Genomic DNA, 17,508 nt, shown 5'->3' on the forward strand with positions numbered 1-17,508 from the left:
TGACGGTAAGCAGGCTGCGGTAATATGTCAACGTGGTTTTCGCTCATGACACCGAGGCGGCGCTGCTGGCGGCGGTCGAACTGGTCAATTCCGCGGAGGACCCCGACACCCTCACCGGCACCGACCAGCTCGACGAGTTCTTCGTGCGGCACGTCTACACGGGTGTGCACACCGGCGACGCCGCGGAACTGGCCGCGGTGCGGGCCCTGCGCGCGCCGCTGCGCCGGATGCTCACCAGCGACCGGGACCGCGCGGTGGTCCTGGTGAACGAGACCCTGGCCGAGCATCGCGCGGTGCCGCAGCTGGTCCGGCACGGTGAGGTCGACTATCACGTACACGCCGTCCCGGCCGAGGCCCCGCTGCCGGTCCGCATCGCCGTCGAGACCGCGATGGCCATGATCGATCTGATCCGTGCCGACGACCTGAGCCGCCTGTCGATCTGCGCCGACGACACCTGCGACGGCCTGGTACTTGACCTGTCCCGCAACCGTTCCCGCCGCTACTGCAGCACTGCCTGCGGCAATCGCAACGCCGTCGCGGCCTACCGGGCCAGGCAGCGCTAGAGCGAGCGCACCTTCGGGCATTTCTTGCCCGCCAGGTGACACTTGTCCTCGAACCCGGCGGGCAGCCACGTCCCGTTGCGCAGCAGCGGATGGTGCGGGAAATGTCGCAGGGCCGCGGTGACGAAGATCAGGGGCGCCCAGGCGCTGCGGATCTGCAGTTGCTGGAGGGTCCCGGCGCGGTCGGGGAACCGGCAGCCGACCAGGTCGGGCGCGGTCAGGTCGACGCTCTCCAATGCCGACCAGTACAGCGAGAACGATCGCTCCGGGTTGGCCAGGTGAATCCGGTGCTGGGAGATCATCGCCGATCCCGGACGTTCGGCCACCCAGCGCGGTTGCGTCGCGGCCTCGGCCCGCAGCCGCCGCGACTCGTTGCGCACCGCGTTGCCCAGGTGGGCGACGGCGCCGAGGGGTGTCCGCCCGTCGGCGCGCACCTGGCCGCGCACCCACTTGCCGTTCCCCGGTCCGCGCCAGGTGAACCACTGGACGCCGCCGTCGGCGAAGCAGGTCTCGCCGGGGTCGAGCCGAACCCTGGTCGCGGTGGACGGTATCCGCTCGCCCCGGCCCGAAGCGAGCAGTTCGGCCACGCCGCACGTGTACAGCAGGTAGTCGTCGAACCAGGTCCAGCCCGCCTGCTCGGCCAGGGCCCGATCGATGTCGGCCAGCGGGTCGAACACGTCTCTCACCACCCACTCACAACGTGCGAACTCCTTCCGTCAACGGTAGCGGAGAGTCCGCACGCCACTCAGCGCTCGCTGTCGAGGGCTGCCATCTGCGCGGGCGCGTACCGCTCGCCCGCCACCGCCGCGGCCGGGATGGCGGCCTCGATCGCGGCCAGTTCCCGCTCGGTCAGCGCTATCCGCAGTGCGTCCAGGGTCTCGGTCAGGCGGGTGCGGCTGCGCGCGCCGATCACCGGGACGATGTCCTCGCCACGATGCAGGGCCCACGCGATCGCGAGCTGGGCGACCGAAACGCCCTTGGCGGCAGCGATTTCCGCGAGCGCCTCGACCAGGCGCAGATTGCGGGTGAGGTTCTCGCCCTGGAAGCGCGGGCTGTGGGTGCGGAAGTCGGTGGCGTCGGTGGGCGCGCCCGCGCGGAAGGTGTCGCTGAGCAGGCCGCGCGAGAGCACGCCGTAGGCGGTGATCCCGACACCGAGTTCCCTTGCCACCGGCAGGATCTCGTCCTCGATGCCGCGCGAGAGCAGCGAGTACTCGATCTGCAGATCGACGATCGGGTGCACGGCGGCGGCTCGGCGCAGCGTGTCGGCACCGACTTCGGACAGGCCGATGTGGCGGACATAGCCGGCTTCGACCAGGTCGGCGATGGCGCCGACGGTGTCCTCGATCGGCACCTCGGGATCGAGTCGGGCCGGGCGGTAGATGTCGATGTGGTCGACACCGAGCCGGGTGAGGCTGTAGGTGAGCGAATTGCGGACGGCGGCGGGCCTGCCGTCGAAGCCGGCGAAGGAGCCGTCCGGGCCACGCAGCGCGCCGAACTTCACGCTCAGCACCACGTCCTCGCGGGCCCGTTCGGCGATGGCCTTGCCGATCAGCAGTTCGTTGTGGCCGGCGCCGTAGAAGTCGCCGGTGTCGACGAGGTTGATACCAGCGTCGATCGCGGCGTGCAGGGTGGCGGTGGATTCGCGGTCGTCGGCGGCGCCGTACATGCCGGACATGCCCATCGCGCCGAGGCCGATGCGGCTGACCCGGGGACCGGTGTCGCCGAGGGAGGTCGAGGGGGAGTGTCGGAAATTCGTCATGACCTCAGCCTGCGTGGGGTGTGCCGGACGCGGCAGAGAGCGTTCATCGGGGGATCGCCGGTCCCTGGCTGGGCCGCGCGCGGTCGCGCACCATGGAGGGATGGACCGCTCCGAGCTCGCCGACTTCCTGCGCAGGCACCGCGAACAGCTGACGCCCGCCGACGTCGGCCTGCCGCCCGGGGTGCGCCGGCGAACTCCCGGGCTGCGCCGCGACGAGGTCGCCCTGCTCACCGGCATGTCGACCGACTACTACACCCGGCTGGAGCAGGCGCGCGGACCGCGCCCGTCGACCCAGGTGCTGGCCGCGCTGGCCCGGGCGCTGCGGCTGAGCGCCGACGAACGCGACCACCTGTTCCATCTGTGCGGTCACCGGTCCCCGGATCGGGAGCTGCGGGACAAGCACGTCGGGCCGGGTCTGCTGCACATGCTGTCCAAACTCGACGACACCCCGGCCGCCGTGATCACCGAGCTCGGCGAAGTGCTCGTCCAGAACCGCATGCACACCCTGCTGGCGGGCGATCACGGCGAGCGCAACGGTCTCGACCGCTACTACGCCTGGCGGTGGTTCACCGATCCCGCCGCCAGGGCGGTGTTCCCGGAAGCGGATTGGGATCGGCTCAGCCGCAGCCATGTCGCCGACCTGCGCGCCACTGCGGCACGCCGGGCAGGCGACGCCGAAGTCGCCCACTACATCGCCGAATTACGCAGCACCAGTCCCGAATTCGAGGCGCTGTGGAACGAACACGAGGTGGCCGTGCGGGTCACCGACAGCAAGCGGTTCGCGCATCCCGAGGTCGGGCTGATCGACACGATCTGCGAGGTCCTGGTCACCAGGAACGCGGCGCAGCGGTTGCTCGTCTACCTGCCCAGGCCCGGGACCGACGCCGCCGAGAAGATGGCGTTGCTGCGCGTGATCGGTACCCAGCGCCTGAGTCCGGCGTGACCGTCAGGGCGCCCCGGTGACGTAGGCGAGCGCGGTGTCGACGGCCGGTTGCCCGCCGGCCAGCGCGTACCCGGCCAGCGCGCCGATCGCCGCGCCTGCCACCGTCGCCACCGGCACGGTGATGAAGTCCAGGACGAACAGCCCGAGCGGGAACCCGAGGACGAAGCCGATCGCCGCCCCGATCACGGCGCCCTGGATGATCTGCGGCTGCAGTCGCTGGGTCTCGGCGAAGAAGCGTTCCTGCGCGCTGATATCGCGCACCGGGGTATCGGACTCGCCGACCGGAGTGAGGGTGAGGCTGGTGCCCGCCGCGTCGATGGCCGGCGTCAGCGGCACCTCGCGCTCACCGAGACGGACGACCATCGGCAGCGCGGCGATCACCGTGCCCGCGGCATCGGTCACGGTGACGACCTTCGCGTCGTGCACCAGCTGGAACCGGCCCGCGTCGAGCGTGGTCACCACGGCACGCCGATCCTCGGACACGCCGACCTGGTAGTTCACGTCCTTGTCGACGCCGCGCAGCTGGACGCCGGGCTCGGTGCCGGCCGGTTCGGGCTCGGCGGTCCCGACTCCCGTGCCCGCCAGGGTGACCCCCACCGCCAGCAGCGCCGCGCCGATCACAGTGCCGATCCTCATCCCGCCAAGCCTCCCGCTGATCCACCGGGACCGAATCGTCCCGTTCGTCGCGGCAAACCTAACCGCTGAGCGGCTTTTCGGAAAGTTGTCGGGCGGTCAGCGCGACGCGGCCGACCGTCCCGCATCGGCATTCGGCCTGCGCGCGAAGTCCGGCGCGTGCTCGGGGCGGAGGCCGATACCGCCGAGGTACGCGGCGAGCCCGGCCAGCATCGGCACGGCATCGACGACCCGCAGCGGCAGTGGGGCAGTGGTCAGCTCACCGCGCAGGGCGGGCGCGATCAGCATGTCGTGCTCGCCGCGCTGGGAGCGCTGGGTGAAGCTCGCGGGCAGCATCCGCCTGCGCTGGACCTTCTCCAGGTCGGCGGTTCGCACCGTCCCGTCCAGCAATGGCTGGGCGAGCAGCCGCGCGGTCGCGACAGCGTCCTGCACCGCCAGGTTGACCCCGACACCGCCGACCGGCGACATCGTGTGCGCGGCGTCGCCGATGCACAGCAGGCCGGGCACGTACCAGCGATCCAGCATCCCGACGGTCACCTCGAGCAGTTTCACGTCGTCCCAGGACCCGATCGCCGCGGTCGCCTCGGTGGGCCAGCCGAACAGCTCGGTGACGCGTTCGCGGAGCCATGCCACGTCGTGGGCGGCCCGCAGGGCCGCGTCGCGACCCTTCTCGATGATGTAACCGGTCTGGTAGTAGTCGCCGCGGTCGATCGCCACCGCCGAGTTCCCGCTGGTGAAGCGGGCTTGCACCGCGCCACCATCGGTGTCGTCGGCGCCCTTCGGGACGCGGAAGAACCACATGTCCATCGGCACGTCCTCGCTCCGCTGGCGGAGTCCGGCGGCCTCGCGCGCTACGGAATCGCGTCCGTCGCAGGCGATCACGAGGTCGGCGCGCAGGGTGTGCTCGGTGCCGTGGGCGTCGCGGTATCGCACCCCGGTGACGGTATCGGCCTGGTGGATGAGCCCGGTGACGGTCGAGCGCATGCGGAGCGTGAAGGTCGGCTCGGTGGCGGCGGCGCGGACCAGCAGGTCGAGGAAGTCCCACTGCGGGACCATCGCGATGTGGCGGTACCGGCCGGGAATCCGGCTGAGATCGGCGGCGACGACCATCCGATCGCCGGCGTACATGCACATCCTGGTCAGCGTGGACTGCGGGAGCCGGGCGAAGTCCACGCCGAGGCCGAGTTCGTCGAGCAGTCGCACGGTCGACGGGTGCACGGTGTCGCCGCGGAAATCGCGCAGGAAGTCGGGGTGCTTCTCCAGCACCGTCACCTCGACGCCCGCCCTGGCCAGCAGCAGGCCCGCCATCGTGCCCGCCGGTCCGCCGCCGACGATGCAGCATGTCGTCTTGTCCATGTATCCCCCTCGAACGCCGATGTCTACGACGGAGCGTAGTAGTCAATTCGGGGGCAGGTCCAGGGTTTTCGGAAATCTTCGACCGCTCTTGACGAGGAGGCATGGCCGCGCAATACTGAACTAGATGGTTCAGTATGACTTCCTGGATGCCTCGTTCGGGGCGCTCGCGGACCCCACCCGGCGGGGCATCCTCGAGCAACTCGGGCGTGGGCCCGCCAGCATCAGCGAGTTGGCCGAGCGGTTCGAGATGACCCTGACCGGCATCAAGAAGCACATCGGCCTGCTCGAGAACGCGGGCATGGTGGTCACCGAGAAGCGTGGCCGGGTCCGGTACTGCCGGATCGGCGAGCACGTCTTCGATCGAGAGGTGGCCTGGATGCAGGGTTATCGGCAGATGCTCGAAGCCCGGATGGACCGTCTCGGTGAATTCCTCGAACGAACGGAGCCAGAGCAATGAGCACAACGACCAACGACGCGGTCATCACCTCGACCTCGGACCGCGAAGTCCACATCGAACGCGATTTCGACGCACCGCTGGACCGGGTGTGGAACGCCTACAGCCGGATCGAACAGCTCTCGCGCTGGTGGGGCCGCGGCCATGTCGTCGATGTCGAGCGCTGGGAGTTCCGCAAGGGCGGCCACTGGCGCTTCGTCGAACACGACGGCGACGAGTCCTACGGCTTCGAGGGCCGCTTCCGCGAGATCACCCCGAAGGAGCGCATCGTGCAGTCCTTCGAGTGGGACGGCATGCCCGCCCACATCTCGATCGACTCGACCACCTTCGTCGACCTCGGCAACGGCCGCACCCGGGTCGTCACCGACAGCATCTTCCACACCGCCGAGGAATGCGCGGGCATGCTCGCCTCGGGTATGGAAGGCGGCCTCAACGACAGCTACCGCGCCCTCGACGCCCTGCTGGCCGACGGCCGCTAGCGGCCGTCGGATCCGGCGCCGCGGGAGGCGGCGCCGGATCAGCGGTGGGCGCAGCCGGTCGCCCGCTTGCGTGGCTTCAAACGCAGCGGCGGCAGCGGTGGGGCGGGAATCCGCTCGTCCGGCGCGTGGCCGACCACCTCGGCGAAACGGCTGGTGTCGTGGGCTTCCCAGGCATTGCGGGCCGCGACGATCTCGTCGTGACTGCGGCCGACGAAGTTCCACCACATCACCAGTTCCTCGGCGAATGGTTCACCGCCGATCAGCGCGAAGTGCGCGCCCTCGGTGCTGGTCAGGCGCACCTCGGCCCGATCGGTGCCCAGATACAGCAGGGGGCCGGGCGAGAGTTCGGTCCCGTCCACCACCACGGTGCCCTCGACGACCAGCACCGCGTGCTCGAAGGCGCGTTCCAGCGGCAGCCGCACCTCGGCGCCGGGGTCGAGCACGATATCCGCCCCGACGATCGGCGTGTAGGCCCGTGCCGGTGAGGTGACGCCGCCCAGCGTGCCGATCAGCACGGTGGCCCGCAGGCCCGGTTCCTCGTACACGGGCAGCTCGCGATGCTGCTCGAAATGCGGTTCGATCCCGGTCGCGGTGCCGGGCAGCGCGATCCACAGCTGCAGCCCGTTGCCCGCGTGGGCGCCGGAGACGCCGAACTCCGAATGGGCGATACCGCGGCCCGAGGTCATCAGGTTCAGCTGGCCCGGCTCGATCTCGACGTCGGAGCCCACCGAATCCCGGTGCCGGATCCGGCCGTCGAACGGCCACGTCACCGTCTGCAGGCCGATGTGCGGGTGCGGCAGGATATCGGGCGACGCGCCGGTCCGGGTGACGGTCGGCGAACCGAACCGGTCCAGGAAACACCACGCGCCGACGGTCGGCAGATCCCGTTGCGGCAGGGTGCGTTCGACGTACACACCGCGCACGCCACCGAGCGGTACCTCCCTGGCGGGGTACAGCTCGGTGATCGGTCCCGGACTCGCCGACGGCTCGCACACCGCCTCGGTGGGATCGAGCTCCAGATCGCTCACTTGGCGATGCCCTTGCCGACGACGTGCGCGTCGTACTCGGGGTGCTTGTCGAGCCAGCCGCGGATGAACGGGCAGTGCGCGGTGATGGTGCGCCCGCGCGCGATCACGTCCTCGACGGCCTGGCGGGCGAGCACGCTGCCCAGGCCCTTGCCCGCGAAGGCGCCGTCGATCTCGGTGTGGATGAAATCGGTGTCGTTGTCGCGCTCGATGTACTCGGCGAAGCCGGCCAGTGCGCCGTCGTAGAACACGTCGTAGCGGTTCTTCTCCGGGTTGCGCACGACCCGGCGCTCGGGCTCGGTCGACGCGGGCTGCGCGGCGGGGGTGGTCTCGGACATCTTCTTGCGCTCCTTCCGCACCGGAACAGGGTGCGCGCTCAGGATCGACACGCGGTTGAACGCGCCGATCGCGACGGCGATCCAGATGATCACCGAGATCTGTTCCTCGGACCAATGCTCGCGCGCGATCTCGTATTCCCGATCGGTGCGCTCCTCGTCGGGCAGGGTGGTGACGGCCTCGGCCAGCCCCAGCGCGGCCCGGTCGGCGGCCGAGTACGTGCCGCCGCGCCGCCAGGCGGGCAGCACCGCGATCTCCTGTGCCGACAAGCCGGCGCCGAGGCCCGCGTGCTCGTGCACGTCGAGGCAGTACGGGCAGCCGTTGATCTGGGAGACCCGCAGATTGATCAGCTCGATCAGCCGCCGCTCGATCCCCGCGGCCGCCGCGGCGGCGCGGATCTCGGCAGCGGTCGCGCTGAGCGCTTTGAAGATCGCGGGGTGCTGCTTGTCGATCCACACGCGGTCGTGGCGTTCGGTCACTCTCGCGATGCTAGCGCCGCGCGCCGCGGCCCGTCGGACCGCGGCGCGCCGACGGCTATTCCCGACCGGCGGAGGTGAAGGACATGTCGGCGTAGCGGTTGCCCGCCACTTGCCCGGCGATCGGCTCCAGCGTGGCGAGCTCCTCGGCGGTGAGCCGCACCGTGGCCGCCGCGACGTTCTCGGCCAGCCGGACGCGCTTGCGGGTGCCGGGGATCGGCACCACCGGCAGGCCGTGCGCCTCGGCGCGCGCGTGCACCCACGCCAGCGCCGCCTGGGCCTGGGTGATCCCGTGCGCCGCGGCGATCGCGGCCAGCGGGGCGAGCAGCTCGGCGTTGTGCTCGGCGTTGTCGCCGGTGAAGCGGGGCTGGAACCGGCGGAAGTCCTTGTCGCCGAGGTCCTTCGCGGTGCGGAACGCGCCGGTGAGGAAGCCACGACCCAGCGGCGAGTACGGCACGAACGCCACGCCGAGTTCGGCGGCGGCGGGCACCGCGGTGCGCTCGACGTCGCGGGAGAACAGCGACCACTCCGACTGCACGGCCGCGATCGGGTGCACCGCGTGCGCGGCGCGCAGTTCGTCGCCGGTCACCTCCGAGAGCCCCAGCGCGCGCACCTTGCCCGCCGCGACGAGTTCGGCCAGCGTGCCGACGGTCTCCTCGATCGGCACCCGCGGATCGCGCCGGTGCATGTAGTACAGGTCGATCGTGTCGATGCCGAGCCTGCGCAGGCTCGCGTCGACCGCGGCGCGGATGTAGCCGGGGGAGTTGTCGAAGCCGCGGTAGGCGGGATCGTCGGCCTTGCGCACGATGCCGAACTTGGTCGCGATCACCAGCTCGTCGCGATGGGCGCGGACGAACTCGGACAGGAACTCCTCGTTGTGGCCCGAGCCGTAGATGTCGGCGGTGTCGAACAGGGTGACGCCGAGTTCGAGCGCATGCTCGAGGGTGGCGCGCGATTCGGCCGGATCGGTCTCGCCGTAGAACTCGCTGATGCCCATGCAGCCCAGGCCCTGCACGCCGACCAGCGGGCCGCCGGTGCCGAGGGTGGTGGTGGGCAGCGTCGCGGTGGTGCTCATGTATCGGTTCCTTCGCTCGTGGACGCGGTGTGCGTGGCCGGCCGGTCGGCCTCGGATCTGCCCTCGTAGATGGCGATCTTGTAGTCGAGGACGGCCACGGTCTGCTGGAGTTCCGCGATCTTGTCGAGCACGTCGGACCTGGTCTGGCGGAACATCGCGAGCCGCTCCGGGTAGGTCTGCTCACCCGCCTTGACCAGTTCGGCGTAGCGGATCATGTCGGCCACCGGCATGCCGGTCATCCGCAACCGCTTGATCAGCGTCAGCCATTCCAGGTCGCGGTCGCTGAAGCGCCGGTTGCCGGTGTGGTCGCGGCCGACGTAGCTCATCAGCCCGATCCGCTCGTACCAGCGCAGGGTGTCGCGACTGAGGCCCGATCGCTCGGCGACCTGGCCGATCGAGTATCGCGGGCGTTCGCGATCGTCGTCCCCGGCGGTGCTGCGCAGGGCCGCGTCCTGATCCATCGTGCTCGTCCCTTTCTCGTGGAACCCCACCGACGCTATCCACCTGGAGTGCGCTCCAAGCAAGACTTATTCTCGCGGGACGAGCGAATTCAGTTGTACTTCGGCAGCTCCTGTACGGCCCACCGGTTGCCGTCGGGGTCGGCGAAGAAGGTGAACAGGCCCCAGCCCATGTCCTGCACCGGGCTGGCCTCCACGCCCGCGGCCACGAGCTGCTCGTAGGCCTGCTGGGCACTGGGGACGACCATCTGCATGCCCTCGACGCTGCCGGGGGCCGCACTGGTCAGGCCGCGGCCGATGCAGATCGAGCAGCCGGAGCCGGGCGGGGTGAGCTGGACGAAGCGGATGTCCGGGCTCGGGGTGTGGTCGTGATCGGCGTTGAAACCGATGCTGGTGTAGAAGTCCTTGGCCCGATCGACATCGGTGACCGGGATGGCAACGAGTTCGATTTTCCAATCCATGCCGTTCAGCATGGCACCAGAGGCCGACAGAAACGTAGTGTGGATCACATGGCAGGTAAGGACATCGACCGCGTCAGGGCCCGATCGGCCTGGGAGACGGTCAAGGAGAGCCCGGTGATCACCGCGATCGCGGTGGCGCCGGTGGTGCTGGTGCTCGGCGTGGTGTGGTGGCTGACGAACGGTTTCGTCGCCTTCGTGCTGCTCGCCCTGCTGGGGGTCGGCATCGTCGTCGGCGGCAAGCTGCTCAAGTAGCCGCGTCCGCCCTCAGCGGGGCACGTGGAAGTACGTGAGTTCACCCGAACCCGGGTCCAGCTGTGCCCACGGCCGGTCGAACTCGAGCACGGCCAGCGCCGAGGTGGGAAATTTGCGGCTGAGCTCGGTCGCCTGATCGGAGTCGCGATTGGCCGCGAGTTCCCAAGCGGTCCACGGGATTCCGGGCACGTGCCCGACGACGAGCAGCGTGGCGACGGCATCGTCGGTGAGCTGGACCAGCTCGATCAGGGTGTGCGGGTTCGCCTCGTAGATGTCGTCGGTGTACTCCACCGGCGCATCGATCCCGGTCGCGGCGAGCGTCTGCCTGGTCCTGGTGGCGGTCGAGCAGCGCACGGCGTCGATCGGCGGCTGGGTGGCCCGCAGCCAGTCACCGGCCAGGGCCGCCTCCCGCTGCCCACGCGGCGCCAGCGGGCGGGCGTGATCGCCGACACCGTCGGGGTATGCCGATTTTCCGTGCCGCATGAGGATCAGGGTCGCCACCATGGGAACCACCGTAATCCCGACCGCCGGTGAGGTAGCGGTCACACTCGAGGCACACTGAAAGCTGCGTCACCGTAGATGTGTTCGTGGCACACCCGCCGCGGGCCCGCCACGGACGACGTCTCGAGCCACCGACCACACATTTCGAGGATCTGCACACTATGGCCTACGTCATCACGCAGCGTTGTTGCAACGACGCCAGCTGCGTCACCGAGTGCCCGGTCGACTGCATCCGTCCGACCCCGGATCAGCCGGAATTCGCCACGGCGGAGATGCTGTACATCGACCCCGACACCTGCATCGACTGCGGAGCCTGTGTCGACGCGTGCCCGGTGGACGCCATCTTCTCCGAGGACGACCTGCTCGCCTCGCTGGCCAGGTACCGCGAGATCAACGCCGCCTACTTCCAGCGCCACCCGCTGGAGTCGAACTTCGATCCGCTGGCGACCCCGACCCGTCCGCCCAAGGACCTGGGCACGCTGCGCGTCGCGATCGTCGGCGCCGGCCCGGCCGCCTGTTACGCCGCCGACGAACTGCTGCGCCGCAGCGACGTCGAGGTCGAGATGTTCGACCGGCTGCCGACCCCGTGGGGTCTGGTCCGGGCGGGCGTCGCGCCCGACCACGCGGGCACCAAGAACGTGGCGAACATGTTCGACTCGGCCTTCCGCCGCGAGACGCTGCAGTACTACCTCAACGTCGAGGTCGGTCAGCACATCGACCATCAGGAACTGCTCGATCACCACCACGCGGTGATCTACGCGGTCGGCGCGTCCAGCGATCGCAAGCTCGGCGTGCCCGGCGAGGACCTGCCCGGCAGTCACTCGGCCACCGAGTTCGTCGCCTGGTACAACGGCCACCCCGACTTCGCCGATCGCGAGTTCGACCTGTCGGGCGAGCGCGCGGTGATCGTCGGCAACGGCAATGTCGCGCTCGACGTCGCCCGCGTGCTCACCGTCGACCCGGACGAGCTCGCCAAGACCGACATCGCCGACCACGCCCTGGACGCGCTGCGCAACAGCAACATCCGCGAGGTGGTGATCCTGGGCAGGCGCGGCCCGCTGCAAGCCGCCTACAGCACCCCGGAGTTCCTGTCGCTGACGCACCTGAAGGGCGTCGACGTCGTCGTCGATCCGGCCGATCTGGCGCTGGACCCGCACAGCCAGGCGCTGCTCGACGACCCGAACATCGAGCCGTCGCTGCGGCTGAAGTACACCCTCGCGCAGGAGTACTCCACCGCCGAGCACGACCCCGCGCACAAGCGGATCGTCTTCCGCTACCTGACCACGCCGACCGCGGTGCACGGCGAGGACAAGGCAACCTCGATCGAGTTCGCGCACAACGAACTGACCGAGGAGAACGGTCAGCTCGTGGCGACCGCCACCGATCGCACCGAGTCGCTCGACACCGGTCTGGTGCTGCGCTCGATCGGTTACCGCGGCGTGCCGATCGCCGGTCTGCCCTTCGACGAGCGGCGCGGCACCGTGCCCAGCGAGCACGGCCGGGTCATCGAGGCGACCGAGCCGGTGCCGGGCGTGTACGTCTCCGGCTGGATCAAGCGCGGCCCGCGCGGCGTGATCGGCTCCAATCGGGTCGACGCCGAGGAAACGGTGGAGGCGCTGATCGCCGACTTCATCGCGGGCAAGCTCACCGCGCCGACCGGTGACCGGGCGGCGCTGCAGGCGCTGCTCGCGCAGCGGCAGCCGGAGCTGGTCGACCGGAAGGGCTGGAAGACCATCGACCAGGCCGAGAAGGCCGCGGGCAAGGCGGCGGGCAGGCCGCGGGTCAAGTTCACCACCCGCGCCGATCTGCTCAAAGCGGCCAAGGGCTAGCCGAGGCAGCCCCGGTCCGCGCGGCGGGCCGGGGCTACTCCGGCAGGGGCATGATCCGGACGACGGTCGTGGTGATCCCGCCGACCACGAACCACAGCCGCAGCACCGGGCGGCCGGTCCGGTCGCCCGATTCGTAGCGGCCGCGCACCGTGATGTGCTCACGGGCCAGCACCGGGGCCACGTATTCGATGACCGCGCGGTGCGGTCCGGCGACCAGCTTGGGGTAGTCGACCAGGAACTGCTCGACCGCCTGCCAGTAGCAGGTGTGGTTGACGTGGTTGTACTGGTCGATATCGGTCGCGCGGACCGGGAACGGCAGATCGGTGTCGGACTCGCGCGGGGCCGGATCGGTCAGGTAGGGCCGCCAGCGCAACCGGTGCTCGTCGGTGGATCGGGCCAGGTAGGCCAGGCCCTCGTCGCTGATCCGGGCGGGCAGATTGCTGGACTCGCTGAGGTTGATCCAGAAGCCCTCGGTCTCGATCAGCCCGCCGCCGTCGCTGGTGATCCGCGTGCGCATGTTCGTCCACCGGGTCGACATGCTCGAACACCAGCGGGTCAGGTGCACCTGGTCGGGCCAGGTGACCGGCCGGATGACGTCGATGACGGTGCGGCGCACGATCCAGGTGGGGTCGGTCCGATGCAGGGCCGTCTGATGCAGTTCGTCCCAGGAGATGTCCTGCAGATAGCGCGCCACGGCATCGAAGCGCAGCCGGTGATAGGGATCCACATCGCCAGCCCGGACGGGCCACGCCGCGGCGAAACCCATGCCCTCCTGGGGAAGCGGGGCCAGTGGCTGATCGAGTGACACGTGTGCTCCTTGCACGGCGCACCAGGTGTGCCGCGACTTCTTGCGTAGTTCTGCTGACGACTTTACGGGGCGCAGATCACACCCTCGCGCGGAGCCGGGGCAAGCGGTATCGAATTCCACCGGCTCCCGGTAGCCTGCAGGAATGGCCGGCGGGGCGATGGCGGGCTCGATGTTCGGGCGCTATGAATTGCGCAGACTCCTCGGAGTCGGCGGTATGGGGGAGGTCTACGAGGCCTACGACACCTCCAAGAATCGCACTGTCGCCGTCAAGGTGCTCAACCGCGATCTGGCCAGAGACCCCGTCTACGTGCAGCGATTCCGCCGGGAGTCGCACGCGATGGCGAGTGTGCAGGAGCCGCACGTCATCCCGGTGCACGACTGGGGTGAGGTCGACGGTGTCCTCTACATCGACATGCGGCTGGTCAAGGGCACCGATCTCAAGGACCGCCTGCAGCGGCACGGCAGGCTGACGCCCGGTGAGGCGGTGCAGGTGGTCGAACAGATCGCCGCCGCGCTCGACGCCGCCCACGAGATCGGCCTGATCCATCGCGACGTGAAGCCCGCCAACATCCTGCTCACCAGCAGCATGTTCGCCTACCTGGTCGACTTCGGCATCGCGCACACCGACTCCGATCCGCAGCTCACCAGCACCGGCAGCGCCGTCGGCTCGATGGCCTACATGGCGCCGGAACGCTTCGAGGACGCGCCGCTGACCGCCGCCGTCGACACCTACGCGCTGACCTGCGTGCTCTACGAGGCCCTGGTCGGGCGGGTCCCGTACCCGGTGAACAGCCTCGCAGGCGCGATCGGCTCGCATCAGATGGCGCCGCCGCCACGGCCCAGCGCCGTGGACCCGGCCCTGGAATTCTTCGATCCGGTGATCGATCGGGGCATGGCCAAGCGGCCGGGACAGCGCTACGCCACTCCCGGTGACCTGGCTCGCGCGGCCCGCGCCGCGCTGGTGCAGGGCGAGCGCGCGGCGCCGCGCACCGCGCCGGGCCCGCAAGTGGCGGCGGCGACCGTGGTCGGCCCGCTGACCGGGCCCCGGTCCTACGACACCGGTGAGCCGCCACCGCCGACGGTGTCCGGTCCCCAGGTGGTGGTGCCGCAGGCCGCCGGCCCGCAGCCGCAGTGGACGCCGCCGCCGGGCTATCGGATGAACGGTCCGCAGCCCACCCGGCCCGGCGGATACACCCACCCCTCCGCGCCGCTGCCGCTGCCGCCGCGGCGCGGTTCGTCGACGCCGATCCTGGCCGGTGCGCTGGGCGCGCTGATCGTGGTCGCGGTGGTCGGCGCGGCGGTGTGGATCATGCTCAGCGTCGGCGACGACAAGCAGCGGACCATCGCCGATCCGCCGATCACGACCACCGGCGACGTGGTCCCGCCGCCGGTGATCGAGACGGTCAGCCAGACCGTGCCGACCACCCGGAACGCGCCGACCCCGACCCCGACGACGGTGCCGCCGCTGCAATCGAGCGTCTCCGGCGCCGACGGCCAGGGCTTCCTGACCAGCCCGCGCTGCAACGACAACGACGCCGCGATGACGATCGCGCGCACCACCGGCTCCCGTGTCGTCATCTGCCACACCGGCGACAACCGCTACTACTACAAGGGCGCGCGCGCCAGCGACGGCCTCGGGATCGAACTCGACGACCCGGTGCCGACCGGCGGTGGTGGTTTCACCGCGACCAATCCGACCGACGGCACGCAGTATCAGCTCAGTTCGGCCGGACTCACCATCGTCAAGGGCGGCTCGGTGCTGGCCAGCGAGTCGGTGACGGAATTCGCCCATCGCTGATCGGTCCGCCGGGATATGTTCGCGGTAGAGGGTGTCACCGAGAGAGGTTCTGGAAAATGCGCGCAGCCCAGGTCGGCAAGCTGGATGGTCCGTCGGCGATCGAGATCGTCGAACTGCCCGAGCCGGTGGCCTATCCCGGTGGGGTCCTGATCGACGTGCACGCGGCGGGCATCGCCTTCCCGGATGTGCTGATGACGCGCGGCCTGTACCAGATGAAGCCGGGCCTGCCGTTCGTCGTCGGCGGCGAGGTGGCGGGGGTGGTGCGCGAGGCGCCGGAGGGCTCGGCGCTGCGCCCGGGGGATCGTGTCGCCGCCCTGACCATGCTCGGCAACGGTGTCGCCGAGGTGGCCGTCTCGCCCGAGCACGCCGTGTTCAAGCTGCCGGACAACGTCTCGCTCGACGCGGGCGCGGGCATTCTGTTCAACGACCTCACCGTCCACTTCTGCCTGACCAAGCGTGGCCGGATCGCCCAGGGCGAGACCGTGCTGGTGCACGGCGCGGCGGGCGGCATCGGCACCTCCACCCTGCGCATGGCCAGGGCGCTGGGCGCGGGCCGGGTGATCGCGGTGGTGAGTACCGAGTCGAAGGCGCAGGTGGCCAAGGCCAACGGCGCGACCGACGTGGTGCTGGCCGAGGGCTGGCTCGCCGCGGTGAAGGAGCTCACCGAGGGCCGTGGCGTCGACATCGTGCTCGACCCGGTGGGCGGCGACCGCTTCACCGACAGCGTCCGCTCGCTGGCCGGTGGCGGCAGGCTGCTGGTCGTCGGTTTCACCGCGGGCGAGATCCCGACGGTGAAGGTGAACCGGCTGCTGCTCAAGAACGTCGAGGTGGTCGGGGCCGCGTGGGGCGAATGGGTGATGAGCCACCCGACCTACCTGGCCGAACAGTGGGCCGAGGTCGAGCCGCTGCTGGCCTCCGGCGCCATCCCCGCGCCCGAGCCGGTGCTGTACCCGCTGGAGAAGACGGCCGAAGCCGTTGCGGCGCTGGACAACCGGACCGCCACCGGCAAGGTCGTCGTGCGGCTGCGCTGAGCGGACGGTGCCCGCTCGTCCCGGCGGCGGTCGGTGGCGGGCGGTACTGTCCATGTCGTTCGCCGGGTCGTCGAAGGAGCCGCATGCAGCTGTCCAATCGGGTACTCAACCGGACGCTGCTCGCCCGCCAGCACCTGCTGGAGCGCTCGACGCTGACCGCCGCGCAGATGTGCGATCACCTCGTCGGTCTGCAAGCCCAGGATGTCCCGCCGCCGTTCGTCGGATTGTGGGGGCGGATCGCCGATTTCGATCCCGCCGTGGTCTCGGCGGGGCTCGAGGATCGCTCGCTGGTGCGGATCACCCTGATGCGCGGCACGATTCACCTGGTCACCCCGCCCGACGCGCTGCGCATCGCGCCGCACATCCAGCCGGAGCTGGAGAAGGTGCCGTTCCGCAAGGGCTTCAACTACGGCGCGATGGTCGGCCTCGAGCCCGACGAGGTGCGCGCCCACGGCGAAGCGGTGCTCGGTGCCGAGCCGATGTCGGCCACCGCGCTGCGCGACGAAGCGGCCAGGATCTATCCGGATCGCGACCCGGGCGCGATCGTCCAGACCTGGCTCTATCAACTACCCGTGCTGCAAACACCGCCGCGCGGGCGCTGGCGCGACAACAGCAGGCCGGTGTGGTCGCGGGTGCAACCCTGGCTCGACGCACCCCTCGACCCGAGCTATCCGGTGGCCGAACTGATCCTGCGGTATCTGCGCGCGTTCGGCCCGGCGAGCACCATGGACATGCAGGCGTGGTCGCGTCTGCCCGCGATGAAGCAGGCCGTGGCCGCGCTGGGCGATCGGGTCCGCACCTACACCGACGAGCGCGGGCGCACCCTCTACGACGCCGCCGACCTCACGCTCGCCGACCCCGATCTGCCCGCGCCGGTGCGGCTGCTCGGCTGGTACGACAACGCCCTGCTCTCGCACCAGGATCGTTCGCGGATCGTCGGTGACAGCTCCGCGCCGCCGTTGCGGGCCTTCGCCGCCAACGTCTCGCCGGTCCTGATCGACGGCTTCCTGGCCGGTCTGTACAAGATCTTCGTCAAGTCCGGTACCGCGCGCCTGCGGATCAGCCCGATCCGGCCCTGGACGAAAGCCGAAGTCGCGCAGGTGGAACCGGAGGCGGCCGGCCTGCTCGCCTTCCTCGAACCGGAATCTGCCCCGGCCGTGGAGATCCTGGCGCCCGGTGCGGACGTCCGCCCGTGACACGGGTTTAACGCCGTGGCAACACCGGCTTCCTAGGGTCGGTGCCACGACGTTCATGGCTGCAACGGACGACGTGCT

The 17,508-nt window shown here is 70.2% G+C and carries 20 protein-coding genes and 1 pseudogene; 9 read left to right on the forward strand and 12 right to left on the reverse strand.

What is annotated here, in order from left to right:
- The first annotated feature begins 32 nt into the window (after positions 1-32).
- A complete protein-coding gene (locus ACIO52_RS01675; RefSeq protein ID WP_218719620.1) occupies positions 33-563 on the forward strand; it encodes a CGNR zinc finger domain-containing protein in 531 nt (176 codons plus the stop codon).
- On the opposite strand, the gene ACIO52_RS01680 is transcribed toward ACIO52_RS01675, so the two are convergent.
- Both ACIO52_RS01680 and ACIO52_RS01685 read right to left on the reverse strand, forming a co-directional pair.
- On the reverse strand, positions 560-1,246 hold the full coding sequence (locus tag ACIO52_RS01680; protein ID WP_316576170.1) for a hypothetical protein: 687 nt from the start codon (positions 1,244-1,246) through the stop codon (positions 560-562). The two genes, ACIO52_RS01675 and ACIO52_RS01680, sit on opposite strands and share 4 nt — an antisense overlap.
- 59 nt (positions 1,247-1,305) lie before the next feature.
- Entirely contained in the window at positions 1,306-2,319 is a 1,014-nt protein-coding gene (locus ACIO52_RS01685; protein WP_402640719.1) for an aldo/keto reductase, read from the reverse strand.
- A gap of 100 nt (positions 2,320-2,419) precedes the next feature.
- On the opposite strand from ACIO52_RS01685, the gene ACIO52_RS01690 reads away from it, so the two are divergent.
- Positions 2,420-3,262, forward strand: coding sequence for a helix-turn-helix transcriptional regulator (locus tag ACIO52_RS01690; protein WP_402640721.1), 843 nt, complete (start codon positions 2,420-2,422; stop codon positions 3,260-3,262).
- A gap of 3 nt (positions 3,263-3,265) precedes the next feature.
- Here the strand turns inward: ACIO52_RS01690 and ACIO52_RS01695 are convergent, their stop codons facing one another.
- Both ACIO52_RS01695 and ACIO52_RS01700 read right to left on the reverse strand, forming a co-directional pair.
- Positions 3,266-3,898, reverse strand: a complete 633-nt coding sequence (locus ACIO52_RS01695) for a hypothetical protein (RefSeq protein ID WP_218719624.1) — start codon at positions 3,896-3,898, stop codon at positions 3,266-3,268.
- 96 nt (positions 3,899-3,994) lie between these two features.
- Positions 3,995-5,251, reverse strand: coding sequence for an FAD-dependent oxidoreductase (locus ACIO52_RS01700; protein ID WP_218719625.1), 1,257 nt, complete (start codon positions 5,249-5,251; stop codon positions 3,995-3,997).
- A gap of 124 nt (positions 5,252-5,375) precedes the next feature.
- Between ACIO52_RS01700 and ACIO52_RS01705 the strand changes: the two genes are divergently transcribed.
- Both ACIO52_RS01705 and ACIO52_RS01710 read left to right on the forward strand, forming a co-directional pair.
- Positions 5,376-5,708, forward strand: coding sequence for a metalloregulator ArsR/SmtB family transcription factor (locus ACIO52_RS01705; RefSeq protein ID WP_218719626.1), 333 nt, complete (start codon positions 5,376-5,378; stop codon positions 5,706-5,708).
- A complete protein-coding gene (locus ACIO52_RS01710) occupies positions 5,705-6,184 on the forward strand; it encodes an SRPBCC family protein (protein ID WP_218719627.1) in 480 nt (159 codons plus the stop codon). The genes ACIO52_RS01705 and ACIO52_RS01710 overlap by 4 nt, the downstream gene beginning before the upstream one ends.
- Positions 6,185-6,222: 38 nt before the next feature.
- Here the strand turns inward: ACIO52_RS01710 and ACIO52_RS01715 are convergent, their stop codons facing one another.
- From ACIO52_RS01715 to ACIO52_RS01740, 6 genes and pseudogenes are all read right to left on the reverse strand, one after another.
- Positions 6,223-7,212: a pirin family protein gene (locus tag ACIO52_RS01715; RefSeq protein ID WP_402640726.1), complete on the reverse strand. Its 990-nt coding sequence runs from the start codon at positions 7,210-7,212 to the stop codon at positions 6,223-6,225.
- Complete coding sequence (locus tag ACIO52_RS01720; RefSeq protein WP_255588125.1) at positions 7,209-7,547, reverse strand: GNAT family N-acetyltransferase; 339 nt, start codon at positions 7,545-7,547, stop codon at positions 7,209-7,211. Before ACIO52_RS01720 ends, ACIO52_RS01715 begins: the two co-directional genes overlap by 4 nt.
- Positions 7,548-7,562: 15 nt before the next feature.
- Positions 7,563-8,024, reverse strand: a pseudogene (locus ACIO52_RS01725) (carboxymuconolactone decarboxylase family protein); the annotation flags it as partial.
- 55 nt (positions 8,025-8,079) lie between these two features.
- The gene (locus ACIO52_RS01730) at positions 8,080-9,096 is read right to left on the reverse strand and encodes an aldo/keto reductase (RefSeq protein ID WP_402640729.1); all 1,017 of its coding nucleotides are present in this window, start codon (positions 9,094-9,096) and stop codon (positions 8,080-8,082) included.
- Positions 9,093-9,557, reverse strand: coding sequence for a MerR family transcriptional regulator (locus tag ACIO52_RS01735; RefSeq protein WP_402640732.1), 465 nt, complete (start codon positions 9,555-9,557; stop codon positions 9,093-9,095). The genes ACIO52_RS01730 and ACIO52_RS01735 overlap by 4 nt, the downstream gene beginning before the upstream one ends.
- Before the next feature lie 89 nt (positions 9,558-9,646).
- Positions 9,647-10,015, reverse strand: a complete 369-nt coding sequence (locus ACIO52_RS01740) for a VOC family protein (RefSeq protein ID WP_218719632.1) — start codon at positions 10,013-10,015, stop codon at positions 9,647-9,649.
- Between the two features lie 48 nt (positions 10,016-10,063).
- Here ACIO52_RS01740 and ACIO52_RS01745 point away from each other — a divergent pair, with 48 nt between their 5' ends.
- Positions 10,064-10,267, forward strand: a complete 204-nt coding sequence (locus ACIO52_RS01745) for a hypothetical protein (RefSeq protein ID WP_218719633.1) — start codon at positions 10,064-10,066, stop codon at positions 10,265-10,267.
- Between the two features lie 12 nt (positions 10,268-10,279).
- Here ACIO52_RS01745 and ACIO52_RS01750 read toward each other — a convergent pair whose 3' ends face one another.
- A complete protein-coding gene (locus ACIO52_RS01750) occupies positions 10,280-10,771 on the reverse strand; it encodes a SixA phosphatase family protein (RefSeq protein ID WP_402640736.1) in 492 nt (163 codons plus the stop codon).
- Between the two features lie 158 nt (positions 10,772-10,929).
- On the opposite strand from ACIO52_RS01750, the gene ACIO52_RS01755 reads away from it, so the two are divergent.
- Complete coding sequence (locus ACIO52_RS01755) at positions 10,930-12,597, forward strand: FAD-dependent oxidoreductase (RefSeq protein ID WP_218719635.1); 1,668 nt, start codon at positions 10,930-10,932, stop codon at positions 12,595-12,597.
- A 34-nt stretch (positions 12,598-12,631) separates the two neighbouring features.
- Here the strand turns inward: ACIO52_RS01755 and ACIO52_RS01760 are convergent, their stop codons facing one another.
- Positions 12,632-13,405 (reverse strand): acyl-[acyl-carrier-protein] thioesterase, encoded by a 774-nt coding sequence (locus ACIO52_RS01760; protein WP_218719636.1) that lies wholly within the window; start codon positions 13,403-13,405, stop codon positions 12,632-12,634.
- 142 nt (positions 13,406-13,547) lie between these two features.
- Here ACIO52_RS01760 and ACIO52_RS01765 point away from each other — a divergent pair, with 142 nt between their 5' ends.
- From ACIO52_RS01765 to ACIO52_RS01775, 3 genes are all read left to right on the forward strand, one after another.
- Complete coding sequence (locus ACIO52_RS01765; RefSeq protein ID WP_218719637.1) at positions 13,548-15,203, forward strand: serine/threonine-protein kinase; 1,656 nt, start codon at positions 13,548-13,550, stop codon at positions 15,201-15,203.
- Positions 15,204-15,259: 56 nt separating this feature from the next.
- Positions 15,260-16,234 (forward strand): NADPH:quinone oxidoreductase family protein, encoded by a 975-nt coding sequence (locus ACIO52_RS01770; RefSeq protein WP_218719638.1) that lies wholly within the window; start codon positions 15,260-15,262, stop codon positions 16,232-16,234.
- A gap of 83 nt (positions 16,235-16,317) precedes the next feature.
- A complete protein-coding gene (locus ACIO52_RS01775; RefSeq protein WP_402640741.1) occupies positions 16,318-17,430 on the forward strand; it encodes a winged helix DNA-binding domain-containing protein in 1,113 nt (370 codons plus the stop codon).
- The last annotated feature ends 78 nt before the right edge of the window (positions 17,431-17,508 follow it).

The sequence above is a fragment of the Nocardia sp. NPDC087230 genome (assembly GCF_044744725.1).
Taxonomy (GTDB): Bacteria; Actinomycetota; Actinomycetes; order Mycobacteriales; family Mycobacteriaceae; genus Nocardia; species Nocardia canadensis.